We start from the raw sequence: 15,575 nt of genomic DNA on the forward strand, positions 1-15,575 counted from the left end.
AGTGTCGGCGAATCGAGGAACGCCGCATGTGTTTTGCTTTTGCGGGGGCATCAAATGCGCGCACTTGTTACGCTGAGCGGCCTGCTGGCGATCGTGATCGGTCTGTCCGCATGCCAGAGCGAATCGTCGGGCCAGAAATTTCAAGCCCAGTGCACTCCGCGCGCCGAAGACGCCGGCCACTGCTACGGCATAGCGCTGCCGGCAGGCGCAAACTTCAACTGACGAGGACGAGCCAACCCTCCCGACAAAGGCGCGCCGCTGCAAAACCGCGCATCGTCTCGCACGACGAAATTTGGCTCCAGAGAGCAGATGAGGCGCCTGGCATCGGGATCGTCGGGACGGCAGCCAGACCACAACCGGTCTGCGATCACCCTCTGGCCTTCACCAGCCGCGCGCCACATCATTGATGACATTCGGAAAATATGGTGGGCGATGACGGGCTCGAACCGCCGACATCTTCGGTGTAAACGAAGCGCTCTACCAACTGGACGGCAACTTCAAGCCGGAGCTTACGCTCCTAAGTTGCCTTGGACGGCTTCGCCTAGCTAATCGCCCCTTCCAAAAAGACCAGAGAAATCAACTGCTTCTCTAGATATAGCAGCTTCGGGACTCGCATTCAAGCGAAGCGGAGAGCTACGGGGACAGACATTGAAATCCATCCGGTCTCAGCCCCCGTTGTGACCAGAGTGTGACCAGATTTCCCCGCCCAAACCCTTGTGTCACATGGCTTGTCGGCCTCAACGGGGCACAAAATCATGACGAGGACGCCCCCGGGGGTACTCTTGGGGGGTAGCAGGGGGACGCCCCCGGGGTATCCATAAATGTATTGCACCTCAGAAAATTTACGAAGAAATTCCTAGTTTTCACACGAAAGACTTCGCCAACGAGATGATGTACGAAGAGAAAGGAGATATAGTAGAATTGTCATACAATATCCATAAAGGATTTCCTATATAGACTTTGTATGACATTCATGGGTATTATTGAGTATACTTTCTTCTCGTACAAATCTTATGTCCGGCTCACTCCACTGGAGGCCAATCAAGTTTCCAGAACTTGCTTCCTCTCCCTTTGAGGTAGCCAACCCTGAGAGCGGCCAAGGCTGGTTCAAAGGTCGAATGGTTGGCAACCCTGCCGCCCCAATTTCTCCGGTCGATACCAGTCTTGTCCATCACGTCAGAGGCAGGGAGTTCTTTCCCGGGATACCTAGTCAGATAGTCGGATATATATTCGATGGCTTCCTTGACCTTGCCTGTCGGCTCCTTGTCCACCGCTTGCCATTCAACAACGGTCGCTTCCGGAAAGATCACCGACAACTGACCCTTCGGAAGCCCCGTCTTCGGATGTGTCGAAAAGACAGCGTATAGGTGACAGCCTTCGGGACACGTCCCGTTTATGGTCTTCCTCACGTATCCCCGACAAGCCGCTTGGAAGATGTGATGAGAGACCTCGCCGATCCGAGTCTCATAAAATTCTTGGTCGGAAAATTCGTCCTCGACCGTGGCTTTCTTGGCAGCCCTCCCGGCGGCCTCGTACTGAGCGACATTGTATTGTAGCACGCCTGCTAGGATGACGTGTCTCACATCAGCGAACTCGTTTGTCGCCGTGTGTCTCCCCCAATTGCAGAATTGTTGATTGCCTTTGAGAACTGACCCGGCAGCGCAGGATATTTCCATCGAGAATTGACCCATGTTTGAACCACCCCTGCATGACAGTGGGGGCATTGGAGTGATCGACATGGCGTTATTGAGCGTAATCCGACGCTGGCATTTTCGAGAGAATCTATCGATCCGTGAGATTGGCCGTAGGACTGGCCTGTCGCGGAACACCATCCGCAAATATCTACGCTCTGATGGCGTGGAGCCTCAGTTCAAGGTTCCGGAGCGGCCGAGCAAGCTTGACCCGTTTGCCGACCGTTTGTCGGCCTGGCTGAGGGCGGAAGCAAAGAAGAACCGCAAACAGAAGCGGACCGTCAAGCAGTTCCATTCCGATCTGGTGAGCCTTGGCTATGAGGGGTCTTACGGTCGTGTTGCTGCTTTCGCCCGGGAGTGGAAGGCAAATCTTCAGAGGGAATTGCAGACGACAGGACGAGGGACATTCGTGCCGCTGGCGTTCGAGCCTGGAGAGGCGTTCCAGTTCGATTGGTCCGAGGATTGGGCCATCATCGGCAACGAGCGCACCAAGCTGCAGGTGGCGCATACGAAGCTCAGCTACTCCAGGGCCTTCATCGTTCGAGCCTATCTGCTGCAGACGCACGAGATGCTGTTCGACGCCCACAATCATGCCTTCCGTGTCTTTGGCGGCGTTCCCCGGCGCGGCATCTACGACAACATGCGCACGGCGATCGACAAGGTCGGGCGCGGCAAGGAGCGCGACGTCAACGTCCGCTTCATGGCGATGGCCAGCCACTACCTGTTCGAACCCGAGTTCTGCAATCCAGCGTCAGGCTGGGAGAAGGGGCAGGTCGAGAAGAACGTCCAGGATGCGCGTCATCGCCTGTGGCAACCCATTCCGCGCTTTGCCTCGCTCGAAGCCCTGAACGACTGGCTGGAGCTTCGATGCAAGGAGTTTTGGCAGAAGACCCCGCATGGAAAGATGCGCGGCACCATTGCCGATATCTGGGCAGAGGAATCCCAGGCCCTCATGCCGACATCACGTCTCTTCGACGGGTTTGTCGAATACACCAAACGGGTCTCCCCGACCTGTCTCGTGCATTTAGAGCGCAACCGCTACAGCGTTCCGGCATCCTTTGCCAATCGGCCTGTCAGCGTTCGGATCTATCCGGATCGCATCGTTGTTGCCGCGGAGGGTTTGATCCTCTGTGAGCATCGCCGCATCATCGATCGCTCGCATGATCGGCCGGGTCAGACGATCTATGACTGGCGCCACTATCTGGCTGTTGTTCAGCGCAAACCAGGCGCGCTGCGCAACGGAGCACCGTTTGCTGAACTCCCCGATGCGTTCAGGAATTTGCAACAACACTTGCTCAAGAAGCCAGGCGGCGATCGCGAGATGGTCGACATCCTGGCGCTCGTCTTGCAACACGACGAGCAGGCCGTGCTATGTGCCGTGGAGATGGCGTTGGAAGCCGGCGTTCCAACCAAAACCCATGTGCTGAATCTGCTCCATCGTCTGATCGACGGCAAATCGCTCACACCCCCGACCATCAGTGCTCCTCAGGCCCTAACGCTCACCAATGAGCCGAAGGCAAACGTCGAGCGCTACGATGCCTTGAGGAAGGCCGCAGAGGTGCGCCATGCGTCATAACCCTGCCAGCGGCGCAATAGTCATCATGCTTCGAAGCCTGAAGATGCACGGCATGGCGCAAGCTGTCGGCGAACTCACCGAACAGGGGGCGCCCGCATTTGAAGCCGCCATTCCGATCCTGTCGCAACTGCTGAAGGCCGAAACGGCGGAACGGGAGGTCAGGTCCACAGCCTATCAGCTCAAGACGGCGCGCTTTCCAGCCTATCGCGATCTCAATGGCTTTGACTTCGCCAGCAGTGAGATAAACGAGGCCCTGGTGCGTCAGCTTCATCGTGGCGAGTTCATCGATGACGCCAACAATGTTGTCCTCGTCGGCGGCCCAGGCACAGGCAAAACCCATATTGCGACCGCGCTTGGCGTGCAGGCCATCGAGCATCATCACAAACGGGTTCGCTTCTTCTCGACTGTCGAGTTGGTCAATGCGCTCGAACAGGAAAAGGCACAGGGACGATCAGGCCAGATCGCCAATCGCCTCGTGCATTCCGATCTCGTTATCCTGGATGAGCTCGGCTATCTGCCGTTCAGCGCATCAGGTGGCGCATTGCTCTTCCATCTGCTGAGCAAGCTCTACGAACGCACCAGCGTGATCATCACCACAAACCTCAGCTTCAGCGAGTGGGCGACCGTTTTTGGCGATGCCAAGATGACAACCGCGCTTCTCGACCGGCTGACCCATCACTGCCACATCCTGGAGACCGGGAACGACAGCTTCCGGTTCAAGAACAGCTCTGCCCAAGAGCCGAAAAGAGCAAAGGAGAAAGCTAGAACCTTGACCGTCCCCGCAGAACCAAAACATACATGAAGGGCGGGTCACTTCTCGGTGAAAATGCCGGGTCAGTTCTCAGTGAAAATCAACAGCAGAATCTTACCCTGTCTCTCCTCCTAAGCCTGTTTCTGATCTCCACCACGATATCGAGGTCTCGCGGCCTCGCCTTGTGGTGAATGACCAAGACGCCCTCATTCTCTGGAATCTGGTCAATCGTCGAGGCAACCGCCGAAGCAATCTCCCGTACCGTCTTCGGCAGACCATGAGCGCTCTTGCCAGAGCCCTTGTCCCAATGATGGATAGTCAGACCAGCGTAAGATTTTTGAGGGGACCGGAGAGGTTCAAGCCCCTGCCTGTGTTCTTTCCAGAAACCGTATGTCCTCCTGAGTCCTCCCGAGGCATCAAGTATCAGCATCGGTGCGATGTCAGGGGGAAGGATGTCCTCATAGTCAAGACTCGTCGCCCCACTGAGATTGTCCCTCCTGATCCTGACAATCCGGCCTGAGAGATACCAAAGGGCTTCAGCCGTATCCTTGTCGGACGGGGAGTCGAAGATCGCTCGAAAGTCTTCAAGGCCGTGACTGTGCCGGTCTATGTCGGGCATCTCCACTGTCGAGCCTTTTGCCCCCCGCAGCGAAATGGCGAATTCTTCGACTAGATCAGCCAGCCCTTTGTCCGCGCGCCTGAGGTCTCGAAGGAGACGAAAGAGCCCGTCCTTGTCGAGTGTCAGTGTCATCGACGGAAGAATGGCCTCATCCCACACCCTTATGGCTCTGGTCTTCCCGTTGTACCGAAGTCCCCTCATTTCTGCGAAAGCCGCCCCATCTTTGGCATACGCCTCCAGCCTCTGTTGCGTCGTGAAGAGGACCCTCGCCTTTTCCGGGACTGGATTCCCCAAAGCGTTTACTGTTTCGTCCGACGTTAGGGTTGCGAAGTCGTCCTTATCGAGGCCCATCAAGGCAACCAGCGTTTTGATCTCCTCCAAGCGAGACAGGAAGTAGACGACGCCCTGCCCCTTGAATCGCTCATCGGCCCAGAGTGCCTTTGTCGCTTCAATGGCGACTGTCGTTTTTCCCATCCCCGGCGGGAGCGAGGAAATAAAGAGCTTCTGCGGGCAATGTCCGGTTGCCATGAGTTCATACACCCTGGCGATGTCCCGCAGGCCTCCCCAATGTGCGACCGAAGGGTCGTGCCCATATTCAAGGAATCGCTTCCTTACAGCCACTATCGTCCGATCAGCCAACGGAGACAGTCCGTCTTGAAAGAGAGGATCTAGGTCGAAACCCCCGGCCAGATTTTCGCGTGAAACCGGAGCCCCCTTCCGGAGGCGATATTCGATCCATCCACGCTGCCTGGCATCGTAGAAGATCGTAGCAAGGGTCGTCCTCCGCCCCTGGCGTTTGGGGAAGTCCTTAGTCCAGCACCGCCTCTGTTCCTTGGCGTCATAGTTCCCGGCTGTTGTCTGCTGCGACCACTCGTCCCAAATCTGGAAGCCTTCATCGCTACCGTTGCTGGCGTCATGGATGGCACCGCCATAACGGAACCAGTCGAGTCGATCCTCCGGGGGTAGCACAGCCAAGGCCGATCCTATCCGCTCAGCATCGAACTCGTTATCTCCGATCGTTTCAGGCTCAGGATAATAATCGTCGTCAACCGGCGGGAATGCGTTGACGATCTCCTGTGCTGAATACCGCTTTCCATTCCCCGCTGTTATCTTGACCCGGTGAGGCTCCGCCTTCCGGTGCAGAAATCCCGGCAAACGCATGGCACGGTTTATGTCGGTCGCGCTGGGGTCCGAACCGAACTCTGAAACCATCCTCGCCATCACAAGCGGAAAGATTTCCTCGAATCCGTCGCCATCCTCAATCAGCCAATATCGATGGAACCGTCGCGGGCTGGTCTCGACCACGATTGACGGCTCAAGCGGGAATTCGCCTTGCCAATCGTTGTCGTCCTCCTGCCAGATCGCCCTCACCCCGATGACGTTATCCTTTTGGCGTCCTTTCAGATCGGTTCTGTTGACGGCCACGGAGACGCCAGCACCCCGACGATTGAGGTCCGAAAGCTGGCCAACAAGCTCGTCAATGCTGCCGTTCAATATCTTTCCGAGTTGAGCATCCTTTCGGGACTTGTCGTCATCGAATGTTTGGAACGTGAACCGTGTCGCGTCGGGATCAAGCAGGTTCAGGAAACGTGTGGCCTCCGAAAGATCAACCTGCAACGTTCCTCCATCATACGTCATCGTCAGCCCCGCCCGGTTCCAACCAATGCCCTGCCCCTCGTTCTTTGAATCTTGGAGTTTCCGCATTCCTGTGACGATCCGCCACCGAAAGGGCCTTCAGGATATCCGCCGGTATTGGGAACCGCTTGCTCGCCGCTAGGAGTTCATTCCAACTGCCATAGGTCCGGTATGCCCTCCCGTCGCACACGACGACATACGCCCCGTCACGATGGTCAATTCCGTACAACGTCTCGTTTGCCACCCACTGCGTGCTAGTCATCTCGATCATGCTGCGACCCCGGGTTCGTTGCCGCTCAGTGGTCCACTGCGATAAAAATCCCGCTCCTGTTCCCGGCATGACTTCGGCAATGCGCTGACGTAGAGCAGCAAGGCGGTTGCCACCCTCTCGAAGTCCGCCTTCGAACATCCTTTCGCCGCCATACGATCAAGTTCCCGAAGTTTCTCCACCTGAGAGGGATCGAGGGAGATATCACGACGAAGCAGTTTGACCCTCAGTTCCTGCACGTCCGAGAAGTCGATGCGATCATCGACGGAGCCGATAAGGATTTCCGAGATGACCCGCTTTGCCTCTCGTAACGGCTGCCTTGCGCCACGAATGCGTTTGACGAGTTTGACCCGCCTGAGGGGTGGCAGATCGGTACTGCGATCCAGCAATTTGACCGCTTCTGCCTCCGTTCTCTGACGTTGCCGTGACGTGGGTGAAAATGTCGGTTCCAGACTGGTTGAATTCATGAAATTTGCTCCTGTAATATATTGATTTTATTATGTAATCTTTGGGCAAGAAATCGAAATCGCCGAGGATGGCACGATGATACCACCCCCGGCAAAAATCGCTCGAAATCAACCACCTATGTTGATCGGCTCGAAGAGCCTCACTGACCCAAGCCCAAGCCGAGTTGTGCCCTGTCGTGATTGATCGAGAAGGCACCGTCGGACAGGTCTAGATTGCCACGACGGAGGTTAAGTGGGTTGCCGTCTCGATAGACGACACGCTGTCCCGGTCTGGCATTCGTCAGGACGCGCCCGATCAAGACCTTCAATCCTCTCGGCCCACGGGCTCCGACGTTGCCCCCACGAAGTTGCCAATTCTGATATACTCCCAAGGTCATGAGTTCGTTGTAAGCCTCGAGATCGATGACGGCTTCGTCTTTGCCATCCCGAGCGAGGGGGACACGGACGACCCCGGTCTTGTCGATATGGATAGGTCGTGCCTTCATTCAGCACCTCCAGTGCGTTCGCAGACGCTTCGTGTCATTCGGCCTCCCCGATTGTTCCCCTGATTGCTGAGCCAACCGGAAGCGTACCGAGTTCCTCAAGGAGTTGATATGCTGCCAGCCGTTTGAAATCGCTCGAAAGGCTCTTGTCCGACGCTACCGCTTGGGCGAACTCCTTTGCCCTCGTCCTGGCTAGCTGCTTTTCGGGCTTGCCCATCTTGTCAAATGACGAACCGAGAAGCGCTTTATCGATCATCTGAAACTTGAACGACATTGCTCCCCTCCCTCTCAGACGGCTTCAGGGTTGACGTCACGGACCTTGCCGGAAGTCGAGATATGTTGGATCGAGAGATAAAGACCTTCGGCCTTGGCCCAGTCCCGGAGAGCCGAGAACGCCATTTCTTTCGTCGTGTAGACCCCGGACAATCTGGACGGCTTTTCCATCTCGATAAATTCGAGTGTGTAAAAGCGATGTTTGTCCCGATTTAGCTTGATATATTTCGCTCTCTTCGGTGCCTTAGGCTCAACAACCTTGATTAATGTCCACTGGTATGTGTCGCCTCCGACTATAACGACTTCATGGGTGGCGATCTCTTTAATGTCTTCTGCGATAGAAACTTGATTTGTAACTTGGTTCAATTATTTATCCTATACGTGTTGATTTGATTTTTGCCTTAGGAAATCACTCCCAAGGCGGTACTGCTTGATTGATGATAGGGCCGACGATCAGCCTCCTGGTCGAGACAACAGAATCGGTTCAGCCAAACCCCAGGACAAACTGAAACGCTGTCCCCTACGAGGCTCGCCTATCGGCTGAATGGGAGATGCAGAAGAGCTTCTGAGGGCCTCCCCCGCGCTAGTAGATCAATGTCAATTTGGAACGGAACGTATGAAAACCTAAGGGCGTTCACCCTTCTTGAAGATCACGAATGACGCCATTCGAATTCACAAACCCTACACCCTAGTTTAACATATTTTGACAAAAAAGTCAAGAGAAATCTCAACCTCTGATATCCACTTTCTACCTAAACAATTGAATTTGCTTGATAATATTTTTCTTGACACATATTGACTATTACCGGACGCTATGATATCGGCGCACCTCATCTTTGGTGGCTAGTGGAATATTTTAGGGGTGGTTGCCACGATCACCGACCGACACAGGTAACGGGGTTAAACCCGGCACGAATACAGGAATGATAGGGGCTGAAATAGACGTAGATTGCGGCCGCCAGAACCACACCCGCCGCAACGATCAAGCCAGCCACTATGCGGGTGTCCATCTCGCCTCCAAACTGCTTCTTGCAATCGATCCCTTTTAGACAAAACGAATTGCACATTCCTTGGGGGTCGGGCAAAAAATGCGGTAGGAAGGACGCCGCGCTGGTAACATCGGCGGCAAGTGGAATCCTGTGCGGATATACGCCAATTGGCAGCAGCAACGATTTGGGGCGTTTAATGGCGATGAAAATGATTCCGAGGCTGTTCGGGTTTGCGAAGCTTGATGATGTCTTTTCACCGGGAGGTCAGCCCACAATCACTTACGTAGATCGCGCGCACCTCAATATCGAGTCGAACCTGAACCGTGCGATTGCTCTCCCGACGACCATCGTTGCGCTCACAGGACCAACTAAGTGCGGCAAGACGGTTCTCTGCACCCGCGTGTTGAGTGACATGGAATATGTTTGGATCGATGGCGGTCAAGTTAAGAAGGAGGCTGATCTTTGGACGAAGGTATGCACTGAGTTGCGCCTCGCTACCGAGCTTACTGAAAAGAGCGCAACTGGGGATCAAGCAGGTGCTTCGGCTACCGGAGGCGCGTCAGCGGGTATACCCGGTAACAATCTGACACTGTCAGTTACTATCAACGGGTCAAGGTTGCGGCAGATTGAGAAGACGTACAAGTATCTTCCCGACAATATGCATCAGGCGATTGAAGCTCTTCTCGATAAAAGGATCATATTGGTGATCGACGACTTTCACTACATAGATGATGAGGTACGAATATCTATAATACGCTCGTTAAAGGGCGCGGTTTATCGCGGACTAAAGGTCATTCTCTTATCGACCCCGCATAGAGCATTCGAAGCCATTAAGGCGGAGGCGGAAATAACTGGTCGTTTCAAACACGTGACGGTGCCTGTGTGGTCGACGGACGATCTATCCCAGATTGGAATGACTGGGTTCCATGCGTTGAATGTTGATGTTGGGCCAACCGTTATTGAGAAGCTCGCCATAGAATCTCAAGGTAGCCCATTATTAATGCAGAGATTTTGCTGGAGTATTTGTTTTGACGAAAATATAAAAGACACTCAAGTGCTTCATAAGAGTTTATATAATATTGATATTAAAGCAATTTTCAATGAGGTAGCTGAGGATGCGGGGCTTCCGACCTACGAGAAGTTGGCGAAGGGACCACAATCTCGCACAGAACGGATTCCCCGACCGCTATATGCCGGAGGAACAGTGGATATCTACGAGGCTATATTGCTTGCGGTTGCGAACACAGGCCCGAAAGAGCGAATCTCTTATGATCTTATTCGATCGAATTTGAATAGCATCCTGTCGGATAAGGTTCCTCAGAAGATCGAAGTATCGAATGCATTGAAGTACTTGACAGAAATAGATGAACGAGAGAATAAAAGCCAAAGGGCAATTGATTGGGATGCAGAGAATCTTGATCTATTCCTTACCGATCCATTTCTTCGCTTTTACCTGCGATGGAAGATCAGTACGAACGCTCAGGTATAGAATATCGAAAGGAGGTATAAACTGTACATATAAGTAGGAATGTCACAATTTTGTAATGAAACGTTCCAAATCAATGACTTAAGTTCTAGGGTGCAACACACGCGGGGGCCGCACCCTTTATCCATTGTCTCAGCGTCTTACTCAGCAGCGATCAATTTCGCCCTGATAGACGAATGGTTTGCATGGGCATACCTCATCAATTGCCCAAGTGTCCGATGCCCGCTGATCGAAGCAACCTCAGGGACGGTTAGACCAAGCTCGAAAAGCCGGGAAATCGCCTCGTGTCGGAGGTCATGAAAATGAAGGTCGTCAAGCTTGGCCCTTCCGACCAGCCTATTCCAGCTTAGGAGCAAAGCGTTTGGTGCCATCGGGAAGACAAGAGCGTTTTCGGCTATCTTATTTTCCGTCGTCCGGCCCTTAGCCTCCCCTATGACGATGATAGCAGCCGATGTCAGGGGGATTGTTCGGGAATGCCCGTTCTTCGCCTCACGGATGGTCACTGAGCGTCGTTCTAGGTCGATGTCCCGCCACCGTAGGGCGAGGATTTCCCCGCGTCTCATGGCCGTCTCTAGGGCAAGGCGGACAATCAGCATCACGAGTGGGTTTTGGGTCTTTTTGCCTGCCTGTAGGAGCTTGTCCCGCTCGCCCTCCAAGAGCCGTCTCTGGCGTTTGTTGTCGACTACCCGGAGCTTAAAGTTCGCCAGGGGGTTTTCCTTGAGCGGCACGCCCCATTCCTCCATTGCGACAGAGAACATGTGCTGGATTGGTGATAGGAGCCGCTTGACCGACTTGGCCGTAATCGCTTTTTCCCCTTCGCCATCTGACATTCGGTCATCCCGATAGCCTGTGAAGTCGGACGTGGAGAGGTCGGCTAGCGTCTTCTTGCAAATGGGGTGACGAAGGAAGGCATCGAGCATTATCGTCTCGACCTGTCCCCCTTTGTTTCTAGGCAGGATCTCGTCCCGATAGCGCTGAACCAAGCTGGCCAGCGTGAGCGTTGCGAGAACCTTCCTGTCGGGGCCAAGCTCTTTCCTGTCTGCCTTCGTCTCCATCAGGCGAGCCCATTCTTTGGCGTCTGATAGCTTGTTGAAGGATTTGGAGAGAGCGGGATAACCCTGCCTTCTGATTTGGACCTGATATTTGTCGCGGTGTTTGCGGATAGAAGCCATGACGGACCCTTTGCTGTGACCAGAGTGTGACCAGCAGCCAATTCAAGGGTCTCTCGGAAAAACTCCCCCTTGCTTCCATTAGGAAAATCAAGGGGTTACGTGGTGGGCGATGACGGGCTCGAACCGCCGACATCTTCGGTGTAAACGAAGCGCTCTACCAACTGAGCTAATCGCCCGACGCGTGGCGGGTGTTTATGCGTTTCATCCTTGCCGCGCAAGAGTGCAGTCGCGCTTGTGCCGCCTCGGATGAAAGGTGAGCGGTGACGAGATCGAGAGGCGGCGGTTTGGCGTGCCGTGGCCTTGAAGTTCCTTGCTCCGATGACCACCAGGTCGGCGGCTGTCAAATCCGCCGCCGCCCGCCGGCAAGCGACCATCATGGACAACGAAGGACGAATGCGATCGAGGCGAACTGGCCTCGCGGTCGCCCCATAAGGGACGTTCAGCCTGCCTTGGCCAAGGGCATGGCCGCCTTCGCGAAGGAGACGACGCGCGACACCACGCCGGCGTCGGAGAGGATGCGCCGGTGGCCAAGGCCCGGCGCCCAGTGCAGGTCGACGTGACTGCCTGCTTCGGCAAGCGCTCTCGCATCGCCGGCCGGTACTTCCCTGTCGTCGTGCGCGTGCACCACCAGGACGGGTGTGCGCAGCCGCGGCAGTTGGCGGGAGCCGGTAAAATCCTCCAGGCTTCGCCCGGCCAGCCTTTCGATGCGCGCGACCATATTGTCACGTGAACGCCTGCCGATGCCGATCTCCTCGCTGAAGCCGTGGAGGATGTCCGACATGGAGTTGGGCGCGGCGATCAGCGCGAGACGCGCGGCAAGCGGCGTCGCACTTTTCTGCGCGGCGGAGACAGCGTCGACCGCCGCCGCGCCGCCGAACGAATGACCGAGCAGCAGGTCGAACGGACCGAACCATTGCCCCGCGCTCGCCAATGTATCCACGGCTTTCATGATGGTCAGGCGCCGGCCCGTCGACTGGCCGTGGCCCGGAAGGTCGACCGCGAACACCCGGAACCCGGCGACGCGGAGCCCCTCGATGATCGTCTTCATATATTCGGTGCGCGAGCGCCAGCCATGCACGACCAGAACCCTCCCCGCCTCGCCCGAACCGGCGTCCGGCCGGAACTCGTGGACCGCCACGCAATCGGCCCCCACGGTAAGCGTGTGATGGCGGGCGGTGCGCATGAAATCCGCCGCGCGCGAGACCGCCTTGCGTTCGCCCTCGGTTTGGGCGCGCGGACTGGGCGTGCGCGAAAAAAGCTCGAACGCGGCGCGGCCCGCAACACTGGGCGCGACCCGTTCGCCGACGGCAAACAGCGCGCGGGTGACCTTCCAACCCAAAGATGCCATAATCGGAGACCATCCATTAGTTCAAGCGTGAACATATTAGTTCAAGAATGAACAATAATCAAGAACTGCCCTGGGATAATCCGCGTTTCCGCAACTGGGTCGCCGTCGCCCGCGCCTGCCATGCGGTGGAGCGTGCACTGGGCGCAGCGCTGCTGCCGCTCGACCTGAAGCCGGCGCAGCTCGACGTACTGATGAACCTCTACCGGCATCCGGGCATCTCGCAGCACGACCTCGCCCGAAAACTCCTGGTCGGGCGCTCGAACATCACCATGCTGCTGCCTCAGCTCGAAAAGCGCGGGCTGCTGCGCCGCGAGGGCGATGCGAAGGACAGGCGCATCCTGCGGCTGTCGCTCACGCCGGACGGCGAGACACTGCTGATGCAGGCGCTGAAGGTGCATATGGCGCTGATCGAGAAGGCGATGGCGACGGCCTCGCCCAGCGAATGCGACTTCGTCGGCGACCATATGCGGCGCATCGCGGAAGTGCTGAAGATCGACTGAAGGCTGGCAGAGCGGGCTGCGACGTCGATACCGTTCCTACCACATCGTCTTCCTGGCCCGCTCCGGCCATTCGCGATCGTAGGTTTCGGCGTCGATCCTGGCCGCGCTGGTCTTCTGCAGAATCCGCCCCGGCGTAGGAAGCGTTGATTCGTCGACATGCTTTTCCGGGTTCCACAGGTCGGAGCGGCGGATCGCGCGTGCACACTGAAAATAGACCTTTTCGATGCCGATCACGATGACCGAACGTGCCGGTTTCCCCTCCATCGTAAAACTGGCGCAAAGCTCCGCATCGATGCTGACCTCGGCGCGGCCATTGACACGCAGTGTCGTGCCTGAACCCGGAATCAGGAACAGCAGCCCTACCCTGCCGTCACGGATGATGTTCTTCAGCGAATCGGCCCGGTTGTTGCCGTGCCGATCCGGCATCAGCAGTGTCTTGTCGTCCCTGATGCGCACGAAGCCGGCGACGTCGCCACGTGGACTGCAATCCAGCCCCTCCGGCCCGGCGGTCGCCAGCGCCACGAACGGGGAAGCCTCGATCAAAGCTGCATATTCGGGAATCAGCCGATCCAGTTCCTTGACCAGCGATGCCTCTCCGGGCTTGCCGTAGAGCGCCTCCAGTTCCTCGACGCTCAGTATGATCGACATTGATTGCTCCCGGTTCTAGTCGCGAGACAGGCGCTTTTCGGCCAGTTCGTCCAGATACCCCTGCCAGCGGTCGTCCTTCTCGTGGCCGAGCGTATGCAAATACTGCCAGGTGAAGATGCCCGTATCGTGGAGATCGTCGAAGGTGATGCGCACCGCATAATTGCCGACCGGCTCGATCTTGAGGATCGCGACGTTGCGTTTCCCCGGCACCGTGACACGCTGCTCGGGCGAATGGCCCTGCACTTCTGCCGAAGGAGACAGCACACGCAGCAGTTCCGCCGGCAGTTCGAACGGCCGATGGCTGGGAAACGTCACCGTGAGCATCTTCCGGTCTTTTGAGACGCGGAGTTCGGTTGGAGCGGTCATTGTCTTCCCCTCGGCTTTCGGCGTCACCGGTACGCCGAATTGTTTCGGAGCGAAAGTCGTGCGCTCCTGCATCGCCTCTGCGCACCATGGCCTGATGCCGCACACACGAAGGTATGCATTGCGCCACAAATCCCCAAAATGGTACCCAGGCGTCATGGGGCCCTTGAATGAAAGCGCCGAAAGGCCGACATCAGGGGCAGGCAAGGAAAGAGCTTTGTTTCATTCGCCGACGAAGAATGCCGACATGGTCGACCCGTTCGGGCGGGCGATCACCTATCTGCGCGTCTCGGTCACCGACCGCTGCGACTTCCGCTGCACCTACTGCATGGCGGAGGACATGACCTTCCTGCCGAAGAAGGACCTTTTGTCTCTCGAAGAGCTTGACCGGCTGACCACCGTCTTCATCGAGAAGGGCGTGAAGAAGCTGCGCCTCACCGGCGGCGAACCGCTGGTGCGCAAGAACATCATGCATCTGGTGCGCCAGATTTCGCGCCATCTCGACAGCGGGGCGCTGGAAGAACTGACGCTCACCACCAACGGCTCACAACTGTCGCGTTTCGCCGCCGAACTCGCCGATTGCGGCGTGAAGCGCATCAATGTCTCGGTCGATACGCTCGACCCGCAAAAATTCCGGCAAATCACCCGCTGGGGCAGTCTCGACCGGGTGATGGCCGGCATCGATGCCGCGCAGGCGGCCGGCATTCATGTAAAGCTCAACGCCGTCGCCCTGAAAAACTTCAACGAATTCGAGATTTCCGACCTGCTGCGCTTCGCGCATGGCCGGGGCATGGACCTGACCGTCATCGAAACCATGCCGATGGGCGAGATCGATGGCGACCGCACCGACCAGTATTTGCCGCTGTCGCTGCTGCGCGCCAATCTGGAAAAGCAGTTCACGCTGACCGACATACCGTTCAAGACCGGCGGCCCCGCTCGCTATGTCGAGGTCGCCGAGACCGGCGGACGGCTGGGCTTCATCACGCCGATGACCCACAATTTCTGCGAGAGCTGCAATCGGGTCCGCCTCACCTGCACCGGGACGCTCTATATGTGCCTCGGCCAGGAAGACGCCGCCGACCTGCGCACGCCGCTGCGCATCTCGGAAGGCAACGAGCGCGTCTCTGATGCGATCGACGAAGCCATCGGCCGCAAGCCGAAAGGCCACGACTTCGTCATCGACCGCCGCACCCGCCGTCCCGCCGTTTCGCGCCACATGAGCGTCACCGGCGGCTGATAGCCGGCTCATCACAAGTTTTGACTGGACTTGAGCGGGGCGACGGCGTTAGCCGCAGCCTCCAGATCAG

General features: G+C 56.8%; 16 protein-coding genes and 1 tRNA gene. 6 read left to right on the forward strand and 11 right to left on the reverse strand.

From position 1 onward, the window contains the following. Window positions 1-54: 54 nt before the first annotated feature. On the forward strand, window positions 55-222 hold the full coding sequence (locus ACSBOB_RS19245) for a hypothetical protein (RefSeq protein ID WP_442577700.1): 168 nt from the start codon (window positions 55-57) through the stop codon (window positions 220-222). Window positions 223-1,022: 800 nt separating this feature from the next. On the opposite strand, the gene ACSBOB_RS19250 is transcribed toward ACSBOB_RS19245, so the two are convergent. Continuing rightward, window positions 1,023-1,676 (reverse strand): hypothetical protein, encoded by a 654-nt coding sequence (locus ACSBOB_RS19250; protein ID WP_442577701.1) that lies wholly within the window; start codon window positions 1,674-1,676, stop codon window positions 1,023-1,025. Window positions 1,677-1,737: 61 nt separating this feature from the next. On the opposite strand from ACSBOB_RS19250, the gene istA reads away from it, so the two are divergent. Both istA and istB read left to right on the forward strand, forming a co-directional pair. Beyond that, a complete protein-coding gene (gene istA, locus ACSBOB_RS19255) occupies window positions 1,738-3,267 on the forward strand; it encodes an IS21 family transposase (RefSeq protein ID WP_442583696.1) in 1,530 nt (509 codons plus the stop codon). After that, window positions 3,257-4,069, forward strand: a complete 813-nt coding sequence (istB, locus tag ACSBOB_RS19260; RefSeq protein WP_442577702.1) for an IS21-like element helper ATPase IstB — start codon at window positions 3,257-3,259, stop codon at window positions 4,067-4,069. Before istA ends, istB begins: the two co-directional genes overlap by 11 nt. A 49-nt stretch (window positions 4,070-4,118) precedes the next feature. On the opposite strand, the gene ACSBOB_RS19265 is transcribed toward istB, so the two are convergent. The 5 genes from ACSBOB_RS19265 to ACSBOB_RS19285 form a co-directional block, all read right to left on the reverse strand. Further along, window positions 4,119-6,341 (reverse strand): DNA-primase RepB domain-containing protein, encoded by a 2,223-nt coding sequence (locus tag ACSBOB_RS19265; RefSeq protein WP_442577703.1) that lies wholly within the window; start codon window positions 6,339-6,341, stop codon window positions 4,119-4,121. 198 nt (window positions 6,342-6,539) lie between these two features. Then, window positions 6,540-7,007: a hypothetical protein gene (locus tag ACSBOB_RS19270; protein ID WP_442577704.1), complete on the reverse strand. Its 468-nt coding sequence runs from the start codon at window positions 7,005-7,007 to the stop codon at window positions 6,540-6,542. A 140-nt stretch (window positions 7,008-7,147) separates the two neighbouring features. After that, window positions 7,148-7,492, reverse strand: coding sequence for a hypothetical protein (locus ACSBOB_RS19275; RefSeq protein ID WP_442577705.1), 345 nt, complete (start codon window positions 7,490-7,492; stop codon window positions 7,148-7,150). Between the two features lie 34 nt (window positions 7,493-7,526). Continuing rightward, the gene (locus ACSBOB_RS19280; RefSeq protein WP_442577706.1) at window positions 7,527-7,763 is read right to left on the reverse strand and encodes a hypothetical protein; all 237 of its coding nucleotides are present in this window, start codon (window positions 7,761-7,763) and stop codon (window positions 7,527-7,529) included. 14 nt (window positions 7,764-7,777) lie between these two features. Continuing rightward, window positions 7,778-8,128: a hypothetical protein gene (locus tag ACSBOB_RS19285; protein ID WP_442577707.1), complete on the reverse strand. Its 351-nt coding sequence runs from the start codon at window positions 8,126-8,128 to the stop codon at window positions 7,778-7,780. 630 nt (window positions 8,129-8,758) lie between these two features. On the opposite strand from ACSBOB_RS19285, the gene ACSBOB_RS19290 reads away from it, so the two are divergent. After that, entirely contained in the window at window positions 8,759-10,240 is a 1,482-nt protein-coding gene (locus ACSBOB_RS19290; protein WP_442577708.1) for a hypothetical protein, read from the forward strand. 137 nt (window positions 10,241-10,377) lie between these two features. Here ACSBOB_RS19290 and ACSBOB_RS19295 read toward each other — a convergent pair whose 3' ends face one another. The 3 genes from ACSBOB_RS19295 to ACSBOB_RS19305 form a co-directional block, all read right to left on the reverse strand. Further along, window positions 10,378-11,409: an integrase gene (locus ACSBOB_RS19295; RefSeq protein ID WP_442577709.1), complete on the reverse strand. Its 1,032-nt coding sequence runs from the start codon at window positions 11,407-11,409 to the stop codon at window positions 10,378-10,380. A gap of 100 nt (window positions 11,410-11,509) precedes the next feature. Further along, window positions 11,510-11,585: transfer RNA gene (locus ACSBOB_RS19300), tRNA-Val, on the reverse strand. Window positions 11,586-11,848: 263 nt separating this feature from the next. Continuing rightward, window positions 11,849-12,757: an alpha/beta hydrolase gene (locus ACSBOB_RS19305; RefSeq protein WP_442577710.1), complete on the reverse strand. Its 909-nt coding sequence runs from the start codon at window positions 12,755-12,757 to the stop codon at window positions 11,849-11,851. A 47-nt stretch (window positions 12,758-12,804) separates the two neighbouring features. Here ACSBOB_RS19305 and ACSBOB_RS19310 point away from each other — a divergent pair, with 47 nt between their 5' ends. Further along, complete coding sequence (locus tag ACSBOB_RS19310; protein ID WP_442577711.1) at window positions 12,805-13,257, forward strand: MarR family winged helix-turn-helix transcriptional regulator; 453 nt, start codon at window positions 12,805-12,807, stop codon at window positions 13,255-13,257. 36 nt (window positions 13,258-13,293) lie between these two features. Here the strand turns inward: ACSBOB_RS19310 and ACSBOB_RS19315 are convergent, their stop codons facing one another. Both ACSBOB_RS19315 and ACSBOB_RS19320 read right to left on the reverse strand, forming a co-directional pair. Further along, complete coding sequence (locus ACSBOB_RS19315) at window positions 13,294-13,905, reverse strand: pyridoxamine 5'-phosphate oxidase family protein (protein WP_442577712.1); 612 nt, start codon at window positions 13,903-13,905, stop codon at window positions 13,294-13,296. Window positions 13,906-13,920: 15 nt separating this feature from the next. Next, a complete protein-coding gene (locus tag ACSBOB_RS19320; RefSeq protein WP_442577713.1) occupies window positions 13,921-14,271 on the reverse strand; it encodes a gamma-butyrobetaine hydroxylase-like domain-containing protein in 351 nt (116 codons plus the stop codon). Window positions 14,272-14,515: 244 nt separating this feature from the next. On the opposite strand from ACSBOB_RS19320, the gene moaA reads away from it, so the two are divergent. Further along, the gene (gene moaA / locus ACSBOB_RS19325) at window positions 14,516-15,505 is read left to right on the forward strand and encodes a GTP 3',8-cyclase MoaA (protein ID WP_442583772.1); all 990 of its coding nucleotides are present in this window, start codon (window positions 14,516-14,518) and stop codon (window positions 15,503-15,505) included. Window positions 15,506-15,575: the final 70 nt, after the last annotated feature.

It is taken from the genome of Mesorhizobium sp. KACC 23794, assembly GCF_052180275.1.
Lineage (GTDB): Bacteria > Pseudomonadota > Alphaproteobacteria > Rhizobiales > Rhizobiaceae > Kumtagia.